The following is a 23,431-nucleotide window of genomic DNA, read 5'->3' on the forward strand; positions in this document are numbered from 1 at the left end:
GCCCGGTCATGACAAGAGAAAGCCACGCTTCGCCTTTCCTTCGCAACCTGAAGATCGCCGGCTATTGCGGCCTGGCGGCCGTCGTGCTCGCGCTGTTCGTCGCGATGTGCGCGATCCTGAAGGAAAGTTCTCTCGAACGCGACGCCGCCCGGCACCCGGGCGAAACGCCCGAACTGCACGAAGCAGGCGACGGCACGTCGGCATCGGCCGACGCGGCCAAGACGCCGGGTTGATGGCGTCCGGCCAGCACTTCTCCCGCTTGGTTCTCTCAGGGCGCGCGCTCGCGCCCCATCATCACCGCGTGCACCACGTCGCCGATCCGTTCGAGCAACTCGACCACGCGTTGCCCGTACAGGTGCGCGGCCAGCGCGCCGGCCGTGCCGACCAGCACACCGCCGGCCATGTCGAACGGCCAGTGCACGCCCGCATACACCCGACCCCACGCAATCGCGACGGCCATCGCAGCCATCACGAACCCGGTCAGCCGCGTGCTGCCGGCGAGCATCATGCCGACGGCGAGGCTCCACGCGAACGTCATGTGATCGCTCGGAAACGAGCTGTCCGGCACATGCGGAATCAGTTGCGTGCCGACGCCGGCCATGAACGGCCGCGGCGAAAACCAGAAATGCCCGAGCACCTGCGCGAGCGCCAGCGCCACGCATGTGCCGACGCCGGCTTCGATCGCCTGGCGCCGCGTCGGGCGCTCGCCGAAGATCCAGGTGAGCAGCAGCATCGCAGGCAGCGCATAGACGAGCCAGTCGGCGGCGAAGATCGCGAGGCGGGCCACGCCGGGGTGCGGCGCGGCGCCGGCATTGATGGCGGAAAACAGGGTGAGATTGAGGTTCTGCATGAATCCGGTTGCGTGGGGCGTGATGAGTGGACCGGCCGTGCCGGTCGGAGGCAAACGATGCTAGGGCGCACCCGCTTAAGCGTTGCTTAATGCGTCGGCCCCCGATGACGAGGGCCGGCCAGTGCGCCGCGCGCGAACGCACTTAGAGCCCGCACTGCAACACTAGTTCACACAATTGTCACATCGGCGCGGGACCGTCTCCCGTAGAAGCTCACCAATCATCCCGTAAAGCCTCACCTTTTTTGCATCGTGGTGTCATTGATCGGAGCGAACAGCGGGCCGCCGGGCGCCCTCCACGCCGTTTGTGCCGCTCATCTCAATATTTACGCGGCAAATGAATCGAAATCGGCAACAATTAATTCCATATGCGGCATCGCACAACGGCGACGCACAGGCATACGATTACGACCAATCATCCACGAAGCGATCAACAACAAGGAGTCCGCATGAAAATCAGCGATGTCCGATCAAAAGCGTTTGCGATGCCATTGACCAGCCCCGCTTTCCCGATGGGGCCGTACCGTTTCGTCGATCGTGAGTTTCTGATCATCACGTATCGCACCGATCCGGACCGTCTGCGTGAGATCGTTCCCGAGCCGCTGCAGATCACCGAGCCGCTCGTGCAGTACGAATTCATCCGCATGGCCGATTCGACCGGCTTCGGCGACTACACCGAAAGCGGCCAGGTGATCCCGGTCGAATACAACGGCCAGCGCGGCGGCTACACGCTCGCGATGTATCTCGACGATCACCCGCCGATCGCCGGCGGCCGCGAGCTGTGGGGCTTCCCGAAGAAGCTCGCGTCGCCCACGCTGCACGTGAACACCGATCACATCCTCGGCACGCTCGACTACGGCAAGGTGCGCGTCGCGACCGGCACGATGGGCTACAAGCACAAGGAACTCGACATCGACGAGCAGGCGAAACGCCTCGCCGGCCCGAACTTCCTGCTGAAGATCATCCCGCACGTCGACGGCACCGCCCGCGTGTGCGAACTGGTGCGCTACTACATGCAGGACATCAAGATGAAGGGCGCATGGACGGGCCCCGCGTCGCTCGAACTGGCGCCGCACGCACTTGCGCCGGTGGCCGACCTGCCGGTGCTCGAGATCGTCGAAGCGCGCCACATCGTCGCGGATTTGACACTCGGCCTCGGCGAAGTCGTCTACGATTACCTGGCTCAATAACACGTCCGCAGTCCTCTCCCTGTCAATCCTTTCACCACGGGAATTCGAAATGAGCAACCTGAATGGCAAGACCGCAGTCGTCACGGGCGCCGCAAGCGGCATCGGCAAGGAAATCGCACTGGAGCTCGCGAAGGCGGGCGCGGCCGTCGCGATCGCCGACCTGAACCAGGACGGCGCGAACGCGGTTGCCGACGAGATCAACAAGGCAGGCGGCAAGGCAATCGGCGTCGCGATGGACGTGACCAACGAGGACGCCGTGAACAGCGGCATCGACAAGGTCGCCGAAGCGTTCGGCTCGGTCGACATCCTCGTGTCGAACGCCGGCATCCAGATCGTCAATCCGATCGAGAACTATTCGTTTTCCGACTGGAAGAAGATGCAGGCGATCCACGTCGACGGCGCGTTCCTGACGACCAAGGCCGCGCTCAAGCACATGTACAAGGATGATCGCGGCGGCGTCGTGATCTACATGGGCTCGGTGCACTCGCACGAAGCGTCGCCGCTGAAGTCGGCCTACGTGACGGCCAAGCACGGCTTGCTCGGCCTGGCGCGCGTGCTGGCGAAGGAAGGCGCGAAGCACAACGTGCGCTCGCACGTCGTGTGTCCGGGCTTCGTGCGCACGCCGCTCGTCGACAAGCAGATTCCGGAGCAGGCGAAGGAGCTCGGGATCAGCGAAGAGGAAGTGATCAAGAAGGTGATGCTCGGCAACACGGTCGACGGCGTGTTCACGACGGTGCAGGACGTCGCCCAGACGGTGCTGTTCCTGTCGGCGTTCCCGAGCGCCGCGCTCACGGGGCAGTCGTTCATCGTCAGCCACGGCTGGTTCATGCAGTAATGTCTTCGCCTCCCTGACGGGAGGCGATTGCCGCACCACCGCCCATTCTCAAGACTCACGATGGCGTGCCGTCGATCGACGTTACGCCATCCGTCTCCGCCATCACGGCGGGATTTCTCGGAGCAACTGATGAAACCGCACGCGCGTACAGAAAAGCAGGCCGTCGATGCGGCGGACCTGCATCACGAAGCCGGCGCACCGGCCGCTGCGCGGTCGCTGCCGTACGAAACGATCGCGCTCGTCCTGCAAGGCGGCGGCGCACTCGGCGCGTATCAGGCCGGCGTGTTCGAAGGGCTGCACGAAGCGAACGTTCCGCTCGACTGGATCGCAGGCATCTCGATCGGCGCGCTCAACACCGCGCTGATCGCCGGCAATGCGCCCGAACATCGCGTCGAGCGGCTGCGCGAATTCTGGGAAACGATCTGCCAGCCGGCGTTCTTTCCCGCGATTCCGGCCGCGTTCGAATTCGCGCTGTTCAACAGCATCGACCAGATCCGCACGTTCTTCACCGCATCGCAGGCCGCGAGCGCGATGATGCAGGGCCAGCAGGGCTTCTTCGTGCCGCGCTTCCCGCCGCCGGTGCCGGGCGTGTCCGATCATCCGGAAAAGATCAGCTGGTACGACACGTCGGCGCTGCGCGCGACGCTGCTCAAGCTGTGCGATTTCGACCGGATCAACTCGGGCGAAATGCGCGTGTCGGTCGGCGCGGTCAACGTCGGCACCGGCAACTTCGTGTACTTCGACAACTCGCGCATTCGCCTCACGCCCGAGCACTTCATGGCATCCGGCGCGCTGCCGCCTGCGTTCCCGCCCGTCGAGATCGACGGCGAGTACTACTGGGACGGCGGCGTCGTGTCGAACACGCCGCTGATGGAAGTGCTGCGCGCGCGCCCGCGCCGCGACACGCTCGCGTTCCAGGTCGATCTGTGGAGCGCACGCGGGCCGCTGCCGCGCACGATGGCCGATGTCGCGGAACGCACGAAGGACGTGCAGTATTCGAGCCGCACGCGTTTCGTCACCGACACGCTGCAGCGCGAACAGCGCTACCGCAACGTGCTGCGCCACGTGCTCGATCAGGTGCCGGAAGAGCAGCGCAAGAATGACCCGTGGTGCGTCGAGGCTGAAGCGATGTCGAGCGGGAAGAAGTACAACATCCAGCACCTGATCTATCAGCAGAAGGCGTACGAGCACCACTACAAGGACTATCAGTTCGGTCTGTCGACGATGCGCGACCACTGGTCCGCGGGTCTCGACGACATCCGCAAGACGCTCGCGGTCAAGGACGGCCTCGCGCTGCCCGTCAACGACGCGGGCTTCGTCACGCACGACATTCACCGCCGCCGGTAATGCCGTGTGCCGCGGACCGGCGCGCTGCCTGCGCCGGTCCGTCCTCTTTTCCGATTCGACATGCCGATTTTCATTGCACTGTTCGCGCTCATCGCCATTGGCTGGGGCGCGGTTCACCTGTTTCACGTCATCGCCGCGCAGTTCGGCCAGCCGGTCGCGATCGCGGCCGCCGTGCTCGCCGGCGCCATCCTGATCGCGCTGATCGCGTGGTGGATTAAACGCCGCCGCGACATCGCGCCGAACACGAAAGAGCAAGGCTGGACCCACATCGTGCATCGCGCATGGGGCGAGGTGCGCGTGTCCGCGTCGCAGGGGCTGCTGTGGCTGTCGCAAGACGGCGCGGACGGCCGCTATACGCTGTCGCAGCTCGACGGCTGCGAGGCCGCGCCGATCGACGGCCGCTGGCATCTGGTCGTGCGCGTGCGCGACGCGGTGCCCGGCGAATGGAAGCTGCCGATGATGGACAAGCGCGATGCGCGGCGCTGGGCGCGCGTGCTGTTGCTCGCGAAGGACAATCGCCTGTAACGGGCCCGAGCTGCGCGCTGGCGCCTGCCGGCCCGCATGCGGCCGCACCGGGCGACAGGCTGAAGCGTTCGGCCTCGCCCATGCCGCGTCCGGTCGAGTCGGCACCACGGCGTGCGTCCTGCACGGCGGCGCGGCTCCCTATCGCGCGCCGAGCGCCCATAACGCGTCGAGCACATGCTGTGTCGAGCGCTCGACCGGGCCGACCCGATGCGCGATACCCAATTCACGCCACAACGCCGGCCGCAGCGGCCGCATGACGACGCGTGCGTCGGGCGGCGGGGCGCCCGCCTCGTGCGGCAATAGCGTCGCGCCGTAACCCGCGGCAACCAGACTCTTGATCGCATCGTTGTAGTTGAGTTCGATGCGCGGCTCGGGCCTGTGGCCGCCGAGCGCAAACCATTCCGTCGTGAGCCGCGACAGGCGGGTGGTCGCATCGTTGAGAATCAGCGGACGCGTGGCCAGATAGGCCGGCGTCACACGCGCCGGAAGCCGCCAGTCCGCGGGCAGGAAGGCCAGCACCGGATCGCGCCGCCACGCGCGGATCGACAGCCCCGCGACCGCCGCCTGCGGCAGCGCGACCAGCCCGACGTCGAGCGTGCCCTGCGCGATGCGCGCGAGCGTGTCTTGCGACGTGAGCACCGCGATCTGCACGTCGATATCCGGATGCCGCTCGCGCAACCGGGCCACCGCCTGCGGCAACAGATGGGCGATCGCCCCGGTCGATGCGCCGAGGCGCACGCGCCCGGTGAGCCCCTGTACTTGCCGCTCCACGTCGTCGAGTGTCGACTCGACCTCGGCCAGCAGACGGCGCGCCCGCTCCACCAGCACGGCACCGATGGTAGACGGCTGCACGTTGCCGCGCGTGCGCGACAGCAACGGCGCGCCGATGCGGCTTTCGAGTTCGGCGACATGAAGACTGACCGTCGGCGGCGCCAGATGAAGCAGTTGAGCGGCGGCCACGAACGATCCCTGGTCGGCGATCGCGACCAGCGTACGCAGTCGGTCCAGACTGATCTCGCGCATGCGCCTCCTCTCGTTCAGGAAAACTGAATCCGGTAATCAGGAAATTCAACTTTTCCTATTCTAGGCGTTCGGTGGACGATACGGCTTTCCCGATGCCCGAAACGAGGAACGCGACCATCATGAGCCTCCCCACTGTCTATATCGACGGCAACCAAGGTACGACCGGATTGCAGATCCACGAGCGCCTGCGGGATCGCACCGACCTGCGGCTCGTCACGCTGCCGGATGCAGAACGCAAGGACCCCGTACGGCGCGCCGAAGCAATCAACGCATCCGATATCGCGATTCTGTGCCTGCCCGACGCCGCGGCGCGCGAAGCGGTCGGCTTCATCCGGAATCCCGCGGTACGCGTGATCGACGCGAGTTCGGCCCATCGCACCGAACCGGATTGGGTCTACGGTTTTCCCGAGATGGTCGACGGGCACGCGCAGACAATCGCGCACGCGCGGCGCGTCACCAATCCGGGCTGCTATCCCACCGGCGCGATCGGCCTGCTTCGGCCGCTGCAACAGGCGGGCCTGCTGCCGCGCGATTACCCGGTGAGCATCCATGCGGTGTCCGGTTACTCGGGTGGCGGGCGTGCCGCCGTCGACGCGTTCGAATCGAACGGCGCCGCACGCGCGCAACCGCTTCAGCTCTACGGCCTCGCGCTCGCGCACAAGCATGTGCCCGAAATACAGCTGCATGCCGGGCTCGCGCACCGTCCGCTGTTCGTGCCGGCTTACGGCGCCTATCGGCAGGGCATCGTGCTGACCGTGCCGATCGAACTGCGCCTGCTCCCGGCCGGCGTGACCGGTGAGGCGCTGCACGCGTGCCTCGCGCACCATTACGCCGGCGCGCGCCACGTCGAGGTCACGCCGCTCGCGGACACGCACGCGATCACGCATCTCGATTCGCAAGCGCTGAACGGGTCGAACGACCTGCGGCTCAGCGTGTTCTTCAATGCCGAGCACGGTCAGGTGCTGCTGGCCGCCGTGTTCGACAATCTCGGCAAAGGGGCATCCGGCGCGGCCGTGCAGAATCTCGACCTGATGCTCGGTGCGGCGAGCGCGGTGAAAGCGGCATGAACGTCGCGCGGGCGCCATCGTCGGTCGGCCCGGCGCATCGCGGCCGCCGATGCGGCGGTGCCTGCTGAACGCAGCGGCTCGCGACGCGGCTGCATGCTGTAAACGGCCGCTTGCCGATGCGTCGCACATGCCCCCGTAAAAGCTCACCTTTGGCCGATTTCAGCCTGCAGCTTCACTTGCCGCGGCATTCAACCCGGCGAGCGCCTCCACCAGAAAATCGACGCACACGCGCACCTTCGCCGACGCCGCGACGCGTTCCGGATACACGGCCCAGATGTTCGCCGGCTGAATCGCGTCCGGCAGCACGCGACAGAGCTCGCCACGCTCGATCAGCGGCGCCGCTTCCCAGATCGAACGCAGCACGATCCCGCGTCCGGCCAGCGCCCATTGCACGGCCACCTCGCCGTGGTTCGTCGACAGCGCGCCGCCGACCTTCACCGTGGCCGTTTCCCCACGTACGTTCAACCGCCAGACGCCGAACGGATGGTCGCGCTCCTTGATTGCGAGACAGTCGTGCGACGCGAGATCCGCGAGCGTGCGCGGCGTGCCGCGCCGTGCGAGATAGGCGGGCGACGCGCACAGCACGCGATGGTTGGTGGCAAGGCGGCGCGCGATCAGGTGGTCTGCGATCTCGTCGCCGATCCGCACGTCGAGGTCGTAGCCTTCGCCCGCGACGTCGACGAGCCGGTCGAACAGATCGAGCCGCACGTTGAGCTGCGGATAGCGCGCGGAGAAGTCGAGCAGCGCCGGCGCGACGACATGACGGCCGAAGCCGAAGCTGCTCGAGATACGCAGCGTGCCGCGCGGCACCGTGCGCGTGGTCGACACGTCTTCGACGAGATGATCGACGTCATCGAGAATCTTCTCGGCACGCGCGAACACGCGCTCGCCGGCTTCCGTGACCGTCACGCGGCGCGTCGAGCGATGCAGCAGGCGCGTGCCGAGCTGCGCCTCGAGCAGCGCGATGCGCTTGCTCACATATGCGGGCGACACCGCGAGCTGCTCGGCGGCCGCGCTGAAGCTCGTCAGACGGACGACCAGGCTGAATACGCGCAGGTCGTCGAGATTCGGCGATTTGTTCACGATTCGTGTAAAGTCGATTAACCTTTCGCGTGATTTTAATCTGATTGGAAATAAATAAAATGGCGTCATGTTCCGCCGCGCATGCCGCCGGCGGCCCGACCAGCCACGGAGGCTTGCATGAGCGACAAGACGTACAGGATTGCCGTCATCCCCGGTGACGGCATCGGCCGTGAAGTGATGCCCGAGGGCCTGCGCGCGCTCGACGCGGTGACCGCGCGCTTCGGCATCCGCTTCCAGTTCGAGCAGATCGACTGGGCCAGCTGCGACTACTACGCGCAGCACGGCAAGATGATGCCGGATGACTGGAAGGCGCAGCTGTCGGGCATGGACGCGATCCTGTTCGGCGCGGTCGGCTGGCCCGCGACGGTGCCCGATCACATTTCGCTGTGGGGTTCGCTGCTGAAGTTCCGCCGCGAGTTCGACCAGTACATCAACCTGCGGCCCGCACGCCTGTTCGACGGCGTGCCGTCGCCGCTGGCCGGCCGCAAGGCGGGCGACATCGACTTCATGATCGTGCGCGAGAACACCGAGGGCGAATATTCGTCGGTCGGCGGCACGATGTTCGAAGGCACCGAACGCGAAGTGGTCATGCAGCAGTCGATCTTCACGCGCCACGGCACCGAGCGCGTGCTGAAGTTCGCGTTCGAGCTCGCCCAGCGCCGCGCGAAGCGGCTGACCGTCGCGACGAAGAGCAACGGCATCGCGATCAGCATGCCGTGGTGGGATGCGCGCGCGGCCGAAATGGGCGAGCGTTATCCCGAGATCGCCGTGGACAAGCAGCACATCGACATCCTGTGCGCGCGCTTCGTGCTGCAGCCCGACCGCTTCGACGTCGTCGTCGCGTCGAACCTGTTCGGCGACATCCTTTCCGACCTCGGGCCGGCCTGCACGGGCACGATCGGCATCGCGCCGTCGGCGAACCTCAACCCCGATCGCACGTTTCCGTCGCTGTTCGAACCGGTGCACGGCTCCGCGCCGGACATCACGGGCCAGTACATCGCGAACCCGATTGCAATGATCTGGTCGGCCGCGCTGATGCTCGACTTCCTCGGCAACGGCGCCGGACGCGAGCGCGAAGCGCACGACGCGATCGTCGCGGCGATCGAGGACGTGCTGCGCGCCGGGCCGCGCACGCGCGATCTGGGCGGCGAGGCAGGAACGCAGGAAGTCGGTGAGGCGATCGCGGCGCGCATCGCCGGCTGACGGAACGATGTGTGAAGATGCGCGGCTCCCGGGTGGTCGAATGTCGTGGTCGAGGGCGAGCAACACGACCGACTGCCGCGCACCTTTGCCGATTCCGATGCGCGCGTTTGCATGCGTTCATGCGTGCAAGCGTGTCGTTGTCGTTGTCGATGTCGATGTCGATGTCGATGTCGATGTCGATGTCGATGTCGATGTCGAACGGTGAGTTGCATCGCGTATCGATGCACACCGATGGAATCTCACCGTGCGTTTTGGGAAGGTGCCGCCAATGCCGCATTCGAATCACGTCCGCTTCGCATGCGAACGGCAACCGATCACGCACGTCGATGCGTGCGGTACTTCCGTCAGCGCATCCGCGCCGTTTCCTGCGAGGATCGAGCGGTGAGATGCAGAGCGTGAAGAATCACACCGTTCCGCACAGAATGCTCCATCTCCCGTAAACGCTCACCTCAACACGCAGCTCCCGTATTTCCTCACCTTTGAGTACGCGTGGACGCGCTCGAGGCATGATCGAGCGCGTCCACGCGTCGTCATCGTGCTGCGTCACAGCCCGAGATCGGACAGGCCGGGATGATCGTCCGGACGGCGGCCGAGCGGCCAGTGGTACAGGCGATCCGCTTCGCGAATCGGCAGGTCGTTGATGCTCGCGTGGCGATGCGCCATCAATCCGTTTTCGTCGAACTCCCAGTTCTCGTTCCCGTATGAGCGGAACCAGTTGCCCGCGTCGTCATGCCATTCGTATGCGAATCGCACCGCGATGCGATTGCCGCCGAACGCCCACAGCTCCTTGATCAACCGATAGTCGAGCTCGCGCGTCCATTTGCGCTGCAGCAGGCCGACGATCTCGTCGCGGCCCGTCACGAACTCCGCGCGATTGCGCCACTGGCTCTGCGGCGTATAGGCGAGCGAGACGCGCTGCGGGTCGCGCGTGTTCCACGCATCTTCCGCGGCGCGCACTTTCTGGCGCGCCGTGTCGAGCGTGAACGGCGGAACGGGCGGACGAACTTCCGGGGAAGCGGACATGGAATGCTCCTGTTCAAGGTTCTGGCTGCGCACGAATGCAACCGGTTGGGACGTACTACTTCGACGCTCGAGACACCGTATCGAGCAAGAGTTCTGCCGTTGCGCGCGCATCGCGCGCGGCGGTCGCATCGCCGCAGACGAGCGCCACGCCGATCGCGCCGTCGATCAGCACCAGCCATTGGCGCGCGACGCGGGCCAACCCGCGACGTTCGATCCCGGCGTCGTCGGCATATGCGTCGAACCGCTCGCGCACGAACGCCAGCAGGCGCGCCTTGTGCATACGCGCGACGACGCGCACCGGATCGTCGGCGTCGGCGATCTCGCCGGATGCGTTCAGGAACGCGCAGCCGTGAAAATCGGGTTGCGCAAACCAGTCGCGCAGCACATCGAACATGCCGAGCAAGTGCGCGCGCGGCGACTTGCCGCGCGAGAGCGTTGCATCGACGAACCAGCGCATCCAGCGTTCGTCACGGCGCTCGAGCGCGGCGACGACCAGCGCCTCCTTCGATTCGAAATGCGAATAAAAGCTCTTTCGCGCGGCGCCGGACCGCTTCACGATCGCATCGACACCCGTGGCGTGGATGCCGCCCGAGTAGATCAGCGCTTCGGCCGCGTCGAGCAGCCGGTCGCGAACGGCCGGTTCGCCGGAAAGGTCATCTTGTGTGTTCATGGGTTTACAGTAGAACGATCGTTCTCCCTCGTCAACACCCGCGCGAAATGGCCCTGTCGGCGGGAGGGGCGAACGACGCGTGGTTCCGATCGCGGGCGGCGGTAGCTCGTCGTGTCGAGTCCGCAGTTCGAACCACGATGGTTGAACGGTGAATGGAACAAATAGGGGACAGCGCACCGATCGGTGTCGGCCGGAGGCTCACGGGTGAGTTCGCACGGCATTGATCGCCTCACGCATCGAGGCTGCGGTGTGATCGCGCTGCCGGGTGAGGTGCTGCCGAGGTGCTGTCGCGGGAACAGAGCAAAGCCGTCGTAAGCGGATGATGTCGCCGGGGCTCGATACCTAAGCGCGGCATGAGAAAGCGGGAGGGCAGGAAGAAAGACACGCGCGGGGCGACGCGACAGAATGGATTGGGGGCGTGCGCTTGATGGGTGAGTTGCATGCGCGATTGCATGTCACCGATGCGTCCGGCGGAATCGACGCGTGATCGCCTCGTTTCGCAAACGAGAAGGTGCGTGCTACCCGCTGCATTGCGCGCCCAAGCGCGCCATCAAAGCGCGATCGCGCCACCATTCGGCACGCGAGCACGGCTCCCGAATAATCTCACCTTACGCGTTCGTCGAAGCCGAGCGGCCCCGCAAACGCTCGTGCCGGCATGCGCGGGGCAGTCGGCAAACGCGCCGCGCCGCCCCATCGGCACTCAGACCGTCCAGTCGAGAATCACCTTGCCGCTTTCACCGGACAGCATCGCGGCGAAGCCTTTCTCGTAATCGTCGGCCGCAAAGCGATGCGTGATGATCGGCGCCAGATCGAGGCCGCTTTGCAGCATCGCGACCATCTTGTACCAGGTCTCGAACATCTCGCGACCGTAGATGCCCTTGATCTCGAGCCCCTTGAAGATCACCTGGTTCCAGTCGATCGCCGTCTGCGCGGGCGGAATGCCGAGCAGCGCGACCTTGCCGCCGTGATTCATCGCCTCGAGCATGCTGGTGAACGCGCTCGGCACGCCCGACATCTCGAGGCCGACGTCGAAGCCTTCCGTCATGCGCAGGTCGTCCATCACGTCGCGCAGCGACTCGCGCGCGACGTTGACCGCACGCGTCGCACCCATCTTGCGCGCGAGTTCGAGCCGATAGTCGTTGATGTCGGTGATCACGACGTTGCGTGCGCCGACATGCTTGGCGATCGCGGCGGCCATGACGCCGATCGGGCCCGCGCCGGTGATCAGCACGTCTTCGCCGACGAGATTGAACGACAGCGCCGTGTGCGTCGCGTTGCCGAACGGATCGAAGATCGACGCGAGATCGTCGGAAATCTCGGGCGGGATCTTGAACGCGTTGAACGCGGGAATCGCCAGATACTCGGCGAACGCGCCCTCGCGGTTCACGCCGACGCCGACGGTGTTGCGGCACAGATGCCGGCGCCCGGCGCGACAATTGCGGCAGAAACCGCACGTGATGTGGCCTTCGCCGGACACGCGATCGCCGATCGCGAAGCCGCGCACTTCCTGCCCCATCTCGACGATCTCGCCGACGTATTCGTGACCGACGTGCATCGGCACGGGAATCGTTTTCTGCGCCCAGTCGTCCCACTTCCAGATATGGATGTCGGTGCCGCAGATCGCCGTGCGGTGAATCTTGATCAGCACGTCGTTGTGTCCGACTTCGGGGCGCTTCACGCGGGTGAGCGTGAGGCCAGGGGCGCGTTCGAGCTTTGCCAGTGCTTTCATGATCGCGCCTCCGTCAGACGATGCCGAGCAACTTGCCGACGCGCACGAACGCGGCGACCGTCTGATCGATCTGTTCGGGGGTATGCGCGGCGCTCATCTGCGTGCGGATGCGCGCGCGGCCGCGCGGCACGACCGGGAACGAGAAGCCGATCACGTAGACGCCTTCGGCGAGCAACTTGTCGGCCATGTTCGTCGCGAGCTGCGCGTCGCCGAGCATCACCGGGATGATCGGATGCGCGCCCGGCACGAGCGTGAAGCCCGCGGCGGTCATCTGCTCGCGGAACCGCACGCCGTTCTCGCGCACGCGTTCGCGCAGCTTCGCGCCTTCGTCGCTGCCGAGCAGCTCCAGCACCTTCAGCGATGCCGCGGCAATGCTCGGCGTCAGCGTGTTCGAGAACAGGTACGGGCGCGAACGCTGACGCAGCAGCTCGATCACCTCGCGACGCGCGGCGACATAGCCGCCCGACGCGCCGCCCAGCGCCTTGCCGAGCGTGCCTGTGATGATGTCCACGCGACCGTCGACGCCGCAGTGCTCGGGCGTGCCGCGACCATGCGCGCCGATGAAGCCGACCGCGTGCGAATCGTCGACCATCACGAGTGCGCCATAACGATCGGCGAGGTCGCAGATGCGTTTCAGGTCGGCGATGATGCCGTCCATCGAGAACACGCCGTCGGTCGCGATCAGCTTGTGGCGCGCGCCCGCGGCGTCGGCTTCCTTCAGCTTCGCCTCGAGGTCCGACAGGTCGTTGTTCTTGTAACGGAAACGCTTCGCCTTGCAAAGGCGGATGCCGTCGATGATGCTCGCGTGGTTCAGCTCGTCGCTGATCACCGCGTCGTTCTCGTCGAGCAACGTCTCGAACAGGCCACCGTTCGCATCGAAGCAGCTCGAATAGAGGATGCTGTCCTCGGTGCCGAGAAACGACGCCAGCGCGCTTTCGAGCTGCTTGTGCACGGTTTGCGTGCCGCAGATGAAGCGCACCGATGCCATGCCGAAGCCGTCCTGGTCGAGACCGGCCTGCGCCGCGGCGATCAGGCGCGGATCGTTCGCCAGGCCCAGATAGTTGTTCGCGCAGAAATTCAGCACGCCGGCACCGCCGGCAAGCCGCACAGCCGCCGCCTGGGGACTCGCGATCTCGCGCTCGGTCTTGTAAAAACCGTCCGCGCGGATCTGGTCGAGCGTCCCGCGCACCTGGGCGAGAAAGGCATCACGCATCGCAAAGCTCCTGACAGGGATTCGCATTCCGCAGCGCCCCGCTCGTGGCGGACGCGCAACGGCCTGCTACTGTTATAGTCGGTCGTTCGGTTGACCGCATTTATCCAATATTCCGAACTAGAATTCGAAATACCGAACAACTCTAAGCGAACGGAAACCAAATGGCAAGTTCCTCCGCGTCGCGGCGCACGCCTGCCGGCGCCGCACCGCAGCCGCCGGGCGTGACGCCGCCGCGGGTCGGCGAGCAAATCCAGCGCCTGCGCAACGAGCGCAAGCTGACGCTCGACGACCTGTCGCGCGCGGCCGGCGTATCGAAGTCGATGCTCTCCGAGATCGAGCGCGACAAGGCCAATCCGACGATCGCGGTTGCGTGGCGGCTCACCAATGCGCTCGGCATCACGCTCGACGAACTGTTCTCGCAACCGAAGACGGCGGAGACGATCCGCGTGGACGGCCCGCACGACATTCCGACGCTCGCCGGTCACGACGGCCGCTATCAATTGCGCGTGTGGGGCCCGATCGACCTGGCCGGCAAGTTCGAATGGTACGAACTGACGCTGCCGGGCGGCGGAGCGCTCGTATCGAACGCGCACGAACCGGGCACGCGCGAGCACCTCACCGTGCTGCAGGGCGCGATGGAAATCGAAGCCGCGGCCGCGAGCCGACGCCTGAAGGCGGGGGACACCGCACGCTACGCGGCCGACACGCCGCATGCGATCCGCAACCCCGGCAAGGCCGAAGCGCGCGCATTACTGATCGTGATTCATCGCTGAAAACGCGGATAGCTGGCCGAAAGGCCAGTTGCGGAAAATACTGTATGTTTGTACAGTATACGGACATTCCGCCATGCATGGCCGGGGTCGGCGCACCGAGGCGCCCGCTCCGGTCGACAGGAGCCTGCGATGACAGAAGAACAAGATTTGGCCGCGCTCAGCTTCAAGGCTGCCGCGCACGACCTCGAGCTTATCGTCCGCCATATAGCCGAGCGCTACATCCGTCAGCGCGTCCCGCTGTCGTGGCGTCTGCTGCACGCCATCGAAGCCGAGGCGCTCGCCGATCTCGGCTTTGCCAGCCGGCACGACGCCGGCATGCGTCAATTGTTCGAACGGCCGTCGGACATGACCTTTCCCGAAACGGATGATCCAATCGACTTCGGCCGGTCGAACGCACTGCCCGCCGTCTTTTCGTTCGCGGTCCTCGCATATGAAGCCGCGGCCCGGTCGCAAGAAGCCGCGCGCCGCGAGCGCGTTCAACGTCCGTCCAATGCATGGGGCGACTGACGCCACGCCCGGATCGTCCGACACGGCGGCCGGCTCTCGCATCCTGCTGCCCGCGATGTTGCGCAAAAGGGCTATCATACACGCAACTAACGGAATAAATAGCATGTCCCTTCCCACGCCCTCCGACACCCCGACACGCCCGGAAGAAAAGGATCTGTTCGACCGCGGCGCATCCGACTGGATCGTGTCGCCCGAAACCGCATTCGACGCATGGCTTGCCATGCAGGACTACCGCCGTTCGTCAGCCGACGTCTATCGCGCACAATGGGGGGCCTTTCTCACGTGGCTGCGTGCCCACCAGAAAAACCTGGCGACGGTCGATACCGCGTCGATCGCGAACTTCGTCGGCGAGCTGCCTATCCGGAAAACGCAGCGCATGCGCTATCTGCGGCTGATCGAGCGTGTGCTCGACCACATCCGGCGCACCGAGCTCGCGTCCACCAACCCGGCCCGCTTCATTGCTCAGGATGGCGAAGCGAACTGGCGCCAGGCACGCGACAACGAGCCGACCGGTTTCCTGACACCGGCCGAACGCGCGAAGTTGCTGGCCTACCTGTTTTCGCCGATCGGCGTATCGGGCTCCGCCTACTGGAAAGAGCGGCGCGACCGCGCGCTCGTCGCTGCGTTTCTCGGCGCCGGCGTGAAGACCGGCGAAGCACGTGCGCTTACCATTAGTTGCATCAACACGAGTGGAACGTCGCTGCAGATACCGTCGACGCATCCGGATTTCGCGCGCGAAACCCATCTGGCGTCGTTCGCGATCGCGTTGCTCGAAGCGTGGCTCGTCGAGCGCAAGCGCCAGGAGATTCCTGGTGAACTCGTGTTTCCGGCGTCGCACACCGGTCGGCCGATGCACAAGGCGACGATGCTGCGCGCGATCGATGCGATCGTCGAATCGGCGGGGCTCACGTCGTCACGCACCGCGCGCGCGAGCCCGCAAACGCTGCGCAACACATATGCGGCCGAACTGTTCGAACACGACGTGCCGCCCGAGCGTGTCGGCAAATGGCTCGGCTTCATGCGGCCGATCTCGTCGAATCGCCTGCATCGCGCGTGGAAAAACTGGCGCGATGATCTCTCGAATGGTGACGCGCCCGATCACGACGGAACTCACTGATGCCGAGCCGGCTGCTCACGCGACATGATCCGTGAGCAGCCTTGTGCGGCGTAGCCTCACCGTTTCACAGCTCCCGAAAAACCTCACCTCACGCGTCCCGGATTACCTCACCTGTGCGATCGCTGTGCCGGCTGATGCGTCAGGCGCGTGCAAAACGCGCGATCGCTTCGAATCGGGAAGGCCACGGCCCCGACGCATGTTCGCATTCGGGGCACGATACTTCGAACCCGTCGTCGCCTTGCGCCAGTTCCGGTTCGCCGTCGCAATGCGGGCACTGGCTCGGCACCGGAACTTCGTGGTCCAGCGACGTACCGATCGCGGCATACGCATCCGCATCCAGTTGACCCGCATCGGCCAGGCGCCGGATCAGCGCAGCGATTGCCGGATTCATCCCTTGGCTCGCGCGCAGCATATTCGCGTCGCGCGTCGCGCGTTCCAGTTCATCGCCCTGGCTGCGCAACTGTTCCTCGAGCCGGTCCGCACGCGCCTTGGCCGAACTCAATTGCTGAAGGAAATCGAATTCCTTGCGCTGCACGTCGCGCAAACCGCTCTGGTAGGTCGCCGCCATGCTGCGCAGCGAGTCCAGCTCGACCAGCATCGGTTTGACGCGACGCTCGGCTTCGGCCACCGCATCCTTGATCTGCTGCGCATAGTGTTCGGTGCGCTGCTGCAATTCTGCTTGCAGCGTATCGATGCGGTCGCGCAGCGCGGCGTTCTGCGTCTGTTCGGCGTCGACGCGGGCGGCCATCGCGGCCAGTTCCTTCTCGAGTCGAGCGATCGTGGTGAGCAGCGTCGCTTCGTTTGCCGAACCGTGCGTCGATTGCGAAGCTAGCTGCACTTCGAGCTCGGTCACGCGCGCCTGCAGCTGGTCGTTGCGGGTTTCACTACGCGTCAGCGCGCCTTCGAGTGTTTCCTGGCGAACAGCGGCGTCGCGCAGGCGCTGTTCCGCATCGCTCACGCCGGCGCGAATCTGTTCACGGTCGACGTCGAGGCTTTCCCTCGCCGCCTTCAATGCTTCTTCATATAGTGCGCCGAGCAATGCGCCGGCCTTTTCCTCGACTGCTTTCGGAATCGCCGCTCCGTCGAGCCGGACCTTCGACGCGGAACGGATTCGTTCCCAGAAATGGTCGATGTCCTTCGGAATGTCGCTGGCACTGCCGGTCTGGGTCAGATCGCGGACGTTGGCGGCCGACGGCCGGATGCCGAGATCGAAGAACAGGCGCTTGCACGCATGCAGCGACAACTCCTGGCGGCGTGCGCCGCTCGCGCGCAGCGATTCCAGTTCTTCCCGAATGGCTTCACGCATTTCATCCAGCGTCATGACAAGGCTCGCAGACATTGAGATGTGGCGATCATAACGAAATACGTATTTTTTGATACTTGTTTTGGTCGACCGTGGCGAATTTACGTCGCTGTGCACAGAAACCGGGGCTGTGAGCCGATTCGGTCGAAGCAGCACGTCGATTCCGTGAAACAAAGCGAAGAAAGCGAGCCAAGTCCTTGTCGGGAAAGCGTTTTTGAGCAGGGCCCGAAAAAGCGCATTTGTTTCACATGCTGAGCGTCATCGTAGCCTGCCGGTGTTCAGGGTTTGGGTCTCTGTGGAAAACTCGACGACCGATGTCTTGAGAGTATTAGAAGTAAACACCCTTGAACCCTTAGTTAAAAACGTTAACGCCACGGCACAGCCTTACGTAGCAAGGCTTTCCGACCGACAAGGTGAAGTTTTACGGGAGCCAAGGTGATGTTCTGCGGGAGCTGAAGTGATGGGGTTCGGGGAGCTCCGTGAGCCGATGCAGGAGAGGTCGTGAGCGGATTCGGGATCACAGTGAAACACGAGATTTCCTAAAGGTGAGGTTTTTCGGGGCCACACAGCCGCAGAACCCGCGCTGTGCCTGAGCGCACAGTTTTCTGCCTGTGCAGACACAGGTGAGAATTTGCAGGACCTTCTTCGCGCTCTCATTCTGCCCATCTTTTGGGCAATTTTCGTGAAAGGTGAGGTTTCACGGGACGCCAGAGGGATTTGCTGTGAGGGTTTCCGGGAAACGACCGTCATTTTGCACCGCAAAGGTGCCCGGTGGTGCCTGTGAAGCCCCAATGGTGAGGCTTTTCGGGAGCGAAACCCGGGTTTTCCTGGCCGGATCGCATTGAGGTGAGCTTTTTCGGGGCATCAATCACAGGCTGCCATGTGGCATATGGGTGAGCATTTTCGGGAGCGCTATTTGCCTAAAAATTGGCCAAAGGTGAGGTTTTTCGGGGGCCGTCACAGGGCGGATTCGCTGAAAAGCCCGCCGGGACTGGCAGAAATCTGATTTTTGCTGTGCCACTTTTTGGCACAGGTGAGGATTTTCAGGAGTCGACACGCAGCTGTCGCATTCGCCCGGATGCCGGAAAGGTGAGGTTTTTCGGGGGATGATCGTCGGACACAGCGGACCGCCCGCCGCACATAAGTATCGGATGCCATTGACATTTTTGATACCGCGGCAGTTACGGTGAGGTTTTTCGGGAGTGGTTTTCGCATCCGCTGGAGCGCCGCTTTTTTCAATAAGGTGAGGCTTTTCGGGAGGTCCTGGCGGCCGATCCCGCGTGTGTCGGGGATTCCTTGGCATCCAGGTCACAGAATTCCGAGCCTGTGAGGTGAGAATTTTCGGGACCGAGCGGTTTCGGTGGGCTGTACAATGCGCGCCCGGGCCTATGAAACGGCTTCGAGTGGGGCCGCAGAGCGCCTTTTTGGCGCGGATTTCCGGATCCCGGCGCGAATCGCAGTCTTCCGGTCTGCCACGCCTGTACATGCATACAGGTCGGTGCGGGCCCGTCCGCCTGCCGTCGTGACACCGAGTAGCGACCCTCTGACGAGGACCCGGAAGCGCAGTCGTAAAATTGCGACAAATCGAAAGGTGAGCTGATACGGGAGCAAGTTTCGCACGGGTCGAGCACAGGCAAAAATCTGTGAATCCGCGCATCCCGCGACACGTCTGGACGAGTCCGAAACGCTGTAAATCCGGACCGGTGAGGGTTTTCGGGAGAGGGTTGGGGTGAGTGCCGGTTTGGACGCGCGCTTCACCGGCTATGGTGAGCATGTCGTTCTGGACGCACATCACCACAGGCGCTATCCTTCCGTGAAACTTCTCCCTCCGACCCGACGCATGGCCACGAAGCGCGCCAAGAAAACCGATGTGGATGTGGTGAGTGCCAGCTCAGCCGAATTGCGTAAGGCCGTCGAGGCGATCGCAATTCAGCCGAAAAGCGGCAAGATCACCCTCCTGACCCGCAAGCTGTTCAACGTCCTGCTCGCCGTCGCGCAGCAGGCCGACGACTCGGGCGACACCTACCGCGCGCTGCTGTCGGATATCGTCGCCAACTCCGCCTTCGATTCGAACGACACCGCACTGGTGAAGGAACACCTGCGCCGCATGGTGTCGGTCCAGGTCGAATGGAGCACGGGGACGTCGAGCCAGAAGCCGGGCCGCAAGTGGGGGATCTCGACGCTGATCGCCGATGCCGAAATTCTCGAGGATCCGGCCACCCGCCGCGTGTGGGTCGAATTCTCGTTCGCACCGAAGATCAAGAAGAAGCTGCTCGACCCGGTCCAGTACGCACGTCTGAGCCTGCAGTTCCAGAGCCAGCTGCGCAGCAGCGCCGGTCTCGCGCTCTACGAGATCTGCGTGCGCTACCTGACGAACCCGAGCCACCTGACGATGCGCGAGCCGTGGGAATGGTGGCGGCCGATCCTGTCGGGTACCCCCGATACGGAGGCCGGCGACGAGGCGAAGCGCGAGTACAAGTACTTCAAGCGCGACTATCTGCGTCCGGCGATCGCCGAGGTCAATGCGGTCACCAACATCTTCGTCGAGCTGATCGAGCATCGCGAAGGGCGGCGGGTCGCGGAGATCCAGTTCCGCGTGACCGAGCGCAAGCAGCCGATGCTCGCGCTCGACGAGCATCCGAACGTGTTCGACAGCACGCTGGTCGACCGGATGGTGAAGCTCGGCATTCCGCTCAAGGAAGCACAGACGCTCTACGCGGACAGCGAGGAAAACCGGATTCGCGCCGCACTGCAGATGACCGAACAGCGGATGCGCAGCACGACGCTGCCGCCGGTGCGCAGTGCGCCCGCGTTGTTCAAGGATGCGCTGAAGAAGGGTTATGCGCCGCCGGTCGAGTCCGTCGACACGCTGCCTTCCGGCATGCCCGCCGCGAAGGCCGTCGCGGCGCAGCCCGATGATCTGAAGGCGCGCCTGTTGAGCGAATTCTCGGCGTTCCGCCGCAAGGAAGCGAAGGTGCTGTACGAGGAGCAGGGCGACGCGGAGCGCGAAGTGGCGCGCGAGTCGTTCGAGTCGGAAGTGTTGCCGACGATGGGCTCGCACCTGCGTGACGACTGGCGCAAGCGCGGTCTCGATTCGAAGCTGGCCGAGACGGCGTTTTTCGACTGGCTGGCCCAGAAGACCTGGGGCGAGCCGACCGATGGCGACCTGCTGTCGTTCACCCTGAATCAATCGCGGGCCGCCTGAGGCCCGCTCGGGCCCCTCTGACGGGCCGCCGCCGACCGCCCGCCCAACCGGCGGGCCCGGCGCATCGCCAGGCCCTGCCGGCCGTTTCCATCACTCCGACAACAGCATCCGCTCGAGTTGCTCGAGGATCGCGTCGCGCTTGTCCTTCGGAAGGCCGCGCAGGCGCAGTTCGATGCGGTCTTCGCCATACGACTTCAGGTCGCCGACCGACTTGCCGCCAAGCTTGATCTCGAGACGCTGCGCATAGCGCTGGCGGCCCGCCGGCTTCGGCGTCTCCTGCGCCGCGACGCGGCCCTTGACGATGTCCGATACCTGGCGCGTGCTGAGATCGTCGGACACGATCTTGTTGATCAGCCGCAGCGTCGCCTCGGTGCCGCGCGCATTGTGATAACGGCCGACCTGATACGCCATGTTCGAACCGAACCGATCGGGGCGCGCGACCATCTCCTGCATCACGGTTTCCGGCAGCTTGCCGATCGACAGCGCAACCGCGACCGTCGACTCGTCGAGGCCGAGATGTTCGGACAGTTCCTTCTGACTCTGGAAGTGCTTGTCGTCGAGGAAGCGGCGCCACACGACGGCGTTGTCGAACACCGTCTGCGAATCGCGTTGCACGTTCAGGTCGTAGCCGAGCTTGTAGCTCTGGATCCCGATCGGCACGTCGATCACGATCGCCTTCACCGACTCCTTGTTCGCTTCCTTCAGCGCGCGCACGCGACGGCCGCCGTCGCTGACGAAATACGTACCCGGATTGTCGTAGTCCGGAATCACGTGGATCGCCTGCTGCTGCCCTTGCTTCGCGAGGTTGACCGCGAGCTCGGCAATCGACGATTTCAGATAGAAGTGCCGCGGGTTGAACGGGCTATGCTTGATTGCCTTCAGCGGCAGCTCGATCACCTGGCCGGGCGCATAGCGATTCTCGAGGCGCCACGCGCGATATTGCGGCGACTCGTCGACCGACGGATCCAGCAGGATTTCCGTGGCCGGCGGCGGGATGTCCTTCTTGGCGGACTTCGTCGGGGCCGGCGTGGCAGTCTCGGACTTGACGATGCCATCGATGGCATTGAGCCGATCAAGCGCCGTGCGCTTCTCGCTCGTCGTGATATCCGGGCGCGCTTGGAATCCTTTTGCAAATTGGGAGGGCTTCATGTGACTCCTTTATGCGCATAAAGTCAGGGCAGCATGGCGACGATTTCGTCGGCGCATGCGCGGATTTCCGCGGCGGCCAGCTTGGCGCCGCGGTCGTTCATCTGCAGCACGGTCTGACCGAGCGCCATCGCTTGTTTGTACGCTTCCCGGGTCGGGATTTGCGTCTTCAACAACGGGAAGCCGAGTTCCTCGAGCGCGCGCTTGAGTTCACGGGTCAGCATGCGCTTCTCTTCGGTCTTGTTCAGCAAGAAGACCGCACGGAGGTCTTCGTTCATCACCTGCGCCTGCTGGATCAGCTTGACCAGCCCGACGCTCGACCAGTAGTCGGCCGGCGACGACGAAGTCGGAATCACGGCGATCGATGCGGCCAGCAGCACGACGCCGGAGACTTTCTCGGTGATCGACGGCGGGCAATCGACGACGATGATGTCGTAGTCGTTGATGAACTTCTTGATCTCGCGATGGATTTGGCCGCCGGCTTCGGCGAGGTTGACGACCGGAAAAGGGATGCCGGCGTCGCTTTCACCGGATGCGCTCGACCAGTGAATCAGTGTGTTTTGACCGTCGGCGTCGATGACGAGGACGCGCTTCCCTTTCTCATGGAATGCCGCGCCGAGATGCATGGCAATCGTGCTTTTGCCGACGCCACCTTTTTGTTGAGTGACTGCAATGATTTCCGCGGCCAATTTTCACTCCTGTTTTTGGTCGTTGGAATTCTACAGGACGATATTTATATTTCAATGAAATTGTCGTTCGCAAACTACGCATTGGCCGTTCGGGCTATTGGTTTATGCGCATAAACGAAGTAGAGACGCCGGATGGCGGCAATGGCCAGAGGCAGATTGCCGGGCGTCGATGATGAGTGGTGGAGCAAGCTTCGCGTAGGTTGACGTGTCGGGATCGCATTCGAGACGCCGATCGTTGAGATGTATCAGGACCTGCCCTTCCGCTTGTCGAGCGAAGGCGCTGCCGAGACGGCGGCGGAGTTTGTGCGCATAAACTTCCGCGGCACCGGAGAGCCGCTACGCGCCGGTGTCCTCGCTTTGAGCGCGAACCCGAACGATGAACTATGCGTTGCTCAGGGCGACGAGATACGCGTCGTATGCAGCGCCCCCTGATTGCCCCCTGTCTTTATGCGCATAAACCATCGAGAGGATCTGCGGCCATTAGCGAGTGCACGTCGGCTCGCGTGCGTAGAAGTCGACCCCACGACGATGACCCGAACACCATCGCGTATCGACTTGCTGACAAGTCGACGCATCGATTTGCACGAGCCGGCTGCGATATCAGTCGACTGCCTGCCTTACCCCGGGAAGCGACAGCTTTATGCGCATAAACTCGGCGACAGATAAACCGGACGCCCGTCCTCCGGGTCGTAGCCTGCAGCACGCCATAGCGATGCGTCGTGCAATTCATCCGCGCTATTCGCCAGTGAAGGCGGCTCTGGTATCGCCCCGTCCCATGCACTTTATGCGCATAAACGCATCACGGGCTCAGGGCTCAGGGCTCAGGGCTCAGGGCTCAGGGCTCAGGGCTCAGGGCTCAGGGCTCAGGGCTCAGGGCTCAGGGCTCAGGGCTCAGGGCTCAGGGCTCAGGGCTCAGGGCTCAGGGCTCAGGGCTCA

At 64.3% G+C, this 23,431-nt stretch carries 22 protein-coding genes; 12 read left to right on the plus strand and 10 right to left on the minus strand.

The features are described 5' to 3' along the window. Positions 1-8: 8 nt before the first annotated feature. The gene (locus SB786_RS33020) at positions 9-233 is read left to right on the plus strand and encodes a hypothetical protein (protein WP_410731126.1); all 225 of its coding nucleotides are present in this window, start codon (positions 9-11) and stop codon (positions 231-233) included. 35 nt (positions 234-268) lie between these two features. On the opposite strand, the gene SB786_RS33025 is transcribed toward SB786_RS33020, so the two are convergent. After that, entirely contained in the window at positions 269-850 is a 582-nt protein-coding gene (locus tag SB786_RS33025) for an undecaprenyl-diphosphatase (RefSeq protein WP_175746360.1), read from the minus strand. Positions 851-1,296: 446 nt separating this feature from the next. Between SB786_RS33025 and SB786_RS33030 the strand changes: the two genes are divergently transcribed. The 4 genes from SB786_RS33030 to SB786_RS33045 all read left to right on the plus strand — a co-directional run bounded on the left by SB786_RS33030 (position 1,297) and on the right by SB786_RS33045 (position 4,744). Beyond that, positions 1,297-2,037 (plus strand): acetoacetate decarboxylase, encoded by a 741-nt coding sequence (locus SB786_RS33030; RefSeq protein ID WP_410731127.1) that lies wholly within the window; start codon positions 1,297-1,299, stop codon positions 2,035-2,037. 49 nt (positions 2,038-2,086) lie between these two features. After that, positions 2,087-2,872 (plus strand): 3-hydroxybutyrate dehydrogenase, encoded by a 786-nt coding sequence (locus SB786_RS33035; RefSeq protein WP_006480179.1) that lies wholly within the window; start codon positions 2,087-2,089, stop codon positions 2,870-2,872. Between the two features lie 129 nt (positions 2,873-3,001). Further along, positions 3,002-4,219, plus strand: a complete 1,218-nt coding sequence (locus SB786_RS33040) for a patatin-like phospholipase family protein (protein WP_410731128.1) — start codon at positions 3,002-3,004, stop codon at positions 4,217-4,219. 60 nt (positions 4,220-4,279) lie between these two features. Continuing rightward, positions 4,280-4,744, plus strand: a complete 465-nt coding sequence (locus SB786_RS33045) for a signal peptide protein (protein ID WP_410731129.1) — start codon at positions 4,280-4,282, stop codon at positions 4,742-4,744. A 138-nt stretch (positions 4,745-4,882) separates the two neighbouring features. Here SB786_RS33045 and SB786_RS33050 read toward each other — a convergent pair whose 3' ends face one another. After that, positions 4,883-5,767 carry a LysR family transcriptional regulator gene (locus SB786_RS33050; RefSeq protein ID WP_410731130.1) on the minus strand — a complete coding sequence of 295 codons (885 nt, stop codon included), beginning with the start codon at positions 5,765-5,767 and terminating at the stop codon, positions 4,883-4,885. Positions 5,768-5,886: 119 nt separating this feature from the next. Here SB786_RS33050 and argC point away from each other — a divergent pair, with 119 nt between their 5' ends. Then, positions 5,887-6,834, plus strand: a complete 948-nt coding sequence (gene argC / locus SB786_RS33055) for an N-acetyl-gamma-glutamyl-phosphate reductase (protein WP_410731131.1) — start codon at positions 5,887-5,889, stop codon at positions 6,832-6,834. A 159-nt stretch (positions 6,835-6,993) separates the two neighbouring features. On the opposite strand, the gene SB786_RS33060 is transcribed toward argC, so the two are convergent. Beyond that, positions 6,994-7,917 (minus strand): LysR substrate-binding domain-containing protein, encoded by a 924-nt coding sequence (locus SB786_RS33060; RefSeq protein ID WP_410731132.1) that lies wholly within the window; start codon positions 7,915-7,917, stop codon positions 6,994-6,996. Between the two features lie 117 nt (positions 7,918-8,034). On the opposite strand from SB786_RS33060, the gene SB786_RS33065 reads away from it, so the two are divergent. Continuing rightward, a complete protein-coding gene (locus SB786_RS33065; RefSeq protein ID WP_175670797.1) occupies positions 8,035-9,120 on the plus strand; it encodes a tartrate dehydrogenase in 1,086 nt (361 codons plus the stop codon). A gap of 543 nt (positions 9,121-9,663) precedes the next feature. Here the strand turns inward: SB786_RS33065 and SB786_RS33070 are convergent. From SB786_RS33070 to SB786_RS33085, 4 genes are all read right to left on the minus strand, one after another. Beyond that, positions 9,664-10,143 carry a DUF1348 family protein gene (locus SB786_RS33070; protein WP_126226303.1) on the minus strand — a complete coding sequence of 160 codons (480 nt, stop codon included), beginning with the start codon at positions 10,141-10,143 and terminating at the stop codon, positions 9,664-9,666. A 55-nt stretch (positions 10,144-10,198) separates the two neighbouring features. Further along, on the minus strand, positions 10,199-10,813 hold the full coding sequence (locus tag SB786_RS33075) for a TetR/AcrR family transcriptional regulator (RefSeq protein ID WP_410731133.1): 615 nt from the start codon (positions 10,811-10,813) through the stop codon (positions 10,199-10,201). Positions 10,814-11,513: 700 nt separating this feature from the next. Further along, complete coding sequence (gene tdh, locus SB786_RS33080) at positions 11,514-12,542, minus strand: L-threonine 3-dehydrogenase (RefSeq protein ID WP_410731134.1); 1,029 nt, start codon at positions 12,540-12,542, stop codon at positions 11,514-11,516. 13 nt (positions 12,543-12,555) lie between these two features. After that, on the minus strand, positions 12,556-13,755 hold the full coding sequence (locus SB786_RS33085) for a glycine C-acetyltransferase (RefSeq protein ID WP_410731135.1): 1,200 nt from the start codon (positions 13,753-13,755) through the stop codon (positions 12,556-12,558). Between the two features lie 161 nt (positions 13,756-13,916). Here SB786_RS33085 and SB786_RS33090 point away from each other — a divergent pair, with 161 nt between their 5' ends. The 3 genes from SB786_RS33090 (at position 13,917) to SB786_RS33100 (ending at position 16,152) form a co-directional block, all read left to right on the plus strand. Next, positions 13,917-14,528 (plus strand): helix-turn-helix domain-containing protein, encoded by a 612-nt coding sequence (locus SB786_RS33090; protein WP_410731136.1) that lies wholly within the window; start codon positions 13,917-13,919, stop codon positions 14,526-14,528. A 129-nt stretch (positions 14,529-14,657) separates the two neighbouring features. Next, on the plus strand, positions 14,658-15,035 hold the full coding sequence (locus tag SB786_RS33095) for a DUF2471 family protein (RefSeq protein WP_410731141.1): 378 nt from the start codon (positions 14,658-14,660) through the stop codon (positions 15,033-15,035). 103 nt (positions 15,036-15,138) lie between these two features. Next, positions 15,139-16,152 carry a tyrosine-type recombinase/integrase gene (locus tag SB786_RS33100; RefSeq protein ID WP_410731137.1) on the plus strand — a complete coding sequence of 338 codons (1,014 nt, stop codon included), beginning with the start codon at positions 15,139-15,141 and terminating at the stop codon, positions 16,150-16,152. Positions 16,153-16,291: 139 nt separating this feature from the next. Here SB786_RS33100 and SB786_RS33105 read toward each other — a convergent pair whose 3' ends face one another. Next, the gene (locus tag SB786_RS33105; RefSeq protein WP_410731138.1) at positions 16,292-17,473 is read right to left on the minus strand and encodes a DNA-binding protein; all 1,182 of its coding nucleotides are present in this window, start codon (positions 17,471-17,473) and stop codon (positions 16,292-16,294) included. Positions 17,474-19,295: 1,822 nt separating this feature from the next. Here SB786_RS33105 and SB786_RS33110 point away from each other — a divergent pair. Then, the gene (locus SB786_RS33110; protein WP_012365031.1) at positions 19,296-20,660 is read left to right on the plus strand and encodes a replication initiation protein; all 1,365 of its coding nucleotides are present in this window, start codon (positions 19,296-19,298) and stop codon (positions 20,658-20,660) included. Between the two features lie 90 nt (positions 20,661-20,750). On the opposite strand, the gene SB786_RS33115 is transcribed toward SB786_RS33110, so the two are convergent. Further along, on the minus strand, positions 20,751-21,809 hold the full coding sequence (locus SB786_RS33115; protein ID WP_006757758.1) for a ParB/RepB/Spo0J family partition protein: 1,059 nt from the start codon (positions 21,807-21,809) through the stop codon (positions 20,751-20,753). Positions 21,810-21,832: 23 nt separating this feature from the next. Then, positions 21,833-22,495 carry a ParA family partition ATPase gene (gene parA, locus SB786_RS33120; RefSeq protein ID WP_410731139.1) on the minus strand — a complete coding sequence of 221 codons (663 nt, stop codon included), beginning with the start codon at positions 22,493-22,495 and terminating at the stop codon, positions 21,833-21,835. 240 nt (positions 22,496-22,735) lie between these two features. On the opposite strand from parA, the gene SB786_RS33125 reads away from it, so the two are divergent. After that, positions 22,736-22,927, plus strand: coding sequence for a hypothetical protein (locus SB786_RS33125; protein WP_410731140.1), 192 nt, complete (start codon positions 22,736-22,738; stop codon positions 22,925-22,927). Positions 22,928-23,431: the final 504 nt, after the last annotated feature.

The organism is Burkholderia sp. SIMBA_062, assembly GCF_046534765.1.
GTDB lineage: Bacteria > Pseudomonadota > Gammaproteobacteria > Burkholderiales > Burkholderiaceae > Burkholderia > Burkholderia ambifaria.

Excerpts from the sequence above, each read along its gene's own strand:
- SB786_RS33070 (WP_126226303.1), bottom strand. The coding sequence starts at position 10,143 with ATGTCCGCTTCCCCGGAAGTTCGTCCGCCCGTTCCGCCGTTCACGCTC.
- SB786_RS33020 (WP_410731126.1), top strand. The coding sequence starts at position 9 with ATGACAAGAGAAAGCCACGCTTCGCCTTTCCTTCGCAACCTGAAGATC.
- SB786_RS33040 (WP_410731128.1), top strand. The coding sequence starts at position 3,002 with ATGAAACCGCACGCGCGTACAGAAAAGCAGGCCGTCGATGCGGCGGAC.
- SB786_RS33115 (WP_006757758.1), bottom strand. The coding sequence starts at position 21,809 with ATGAAGCCCTCCCAATTTGCAAAAGGATTCCAAGCGCGCCCGGATATC.
- SB786_RS33090 (WP_410731136.1), top strand. The coding sequence starts at position 13,917 with ATGGCAAGTTCCTCCGCGTCGCGGCGCACGCCTGCCGGCGCCGCACCG.
- SB786_RS33125 (WP_410731140.1), top strand. The coding sequence starts at position 22,736 with ATGTATCAGGACCTGCCCTTCCGCTTGTCGAGCGAAGGCGCTGCCGAG.
- SB786_RS33105 (WP_410731138.1), bottom strand. The coding sequence starts at position 17,473 with ATGACGCTGGATGAAATGCGTGAAGCCATTCGGGAAGAACTGGAATCG.
- SB786_RS33075 (WP_410731133.1), bottom strand. The coding sequence starts at position 10,813 with ATGAACACACAAGATGACCTTTCCGGCGAACCGGCCGTTCGCGACCGG.
- SB786_RS33095 (WP_410731141.1), top strand. The coding sequence starts at position 14,658 with ATGACAGAAGAACAAGATTTGGCCGCGCTCAGCTTCAAGGCTGCCGCG.
- SB786_RS33110 (WP_012365031.1), top strand. The coding sequence starts at position 19,296 with ATGGCCACGAAGCGCGCCAAGAAAACCGATGTGGATGTGGTGAGTGCC.
- argC (WP_410731131.1), top strand. The coding sequence starts at position 5,887 with ATGAGCCTCCCCACTGTCTATATCGACGGCAACCAAGGTACGACCGGA.
- SB786_RS33085 (WP_410731135.1), bottom strand. The coding sequence starts at position 13,755 with ATGCGTGATGCCTTTCTCGCCCAGGTGCGCGGGACGCTCGACCAGATC.
- SB786_RS33050 (WP_410731130.1), bottom strand. The coding sequence starts at position 5,767 with ATGCGCGAGATCAGTCTGGACCGACTGCGTACGCTGGTCGCGATCGCC.
- SB786_RS33045 (WP_410731129.1), top strand. The coding sequence starts at position 4,280 with ATGCCGATTTTCATTGCACTGTTCGCGCTCATCGCCATTGGCTGGGGC.
- SB786_RS33065 (WP_175670797.1), top strand. The coding sequence starts at position 8,035 with ATGAGCGACAAGACGTACAGGATTGCCGTCATCCCCGGTGACGGCATC.
- SB786_RS33025 (WP_175746360.1), bottom strand. The coding sequence starts at position 850 with ATGCAGAACCTCAATCTCACCCTGTTTTCCGCCATCAATGCCGGCGCC.
- SB786_RS33100 (WP_410731137.1), top strand. The coding sequence starts at position 15,139 with ATGTCCCTTCCCACGCCCTCCGACACCCCGACACGCCCGGAAGAAAAG.
- tdh (WP_410731134.1), bottom strand. The coding sequence starts at position 12,542 with ATGAAAGCACTGGCAAAGCTCGAACGCGCCCCTGGCCTCACGCTCACC.
- SB786_RS33030 (WP_410731127.1), top strand. The coding sequence starts at position 1,297 with ATGAAAATCAGCGATGTCCGATCAAAAGCGTTTGCGATGCCATTGACC.
- SB786_RS33035 (WP_006480179.1), top strand. The coding sequence starts at position 2,087 with ATGAGCAACCTGAATGGCAAGACCGCAGTCGTCACGGGCGCCGCAAGC.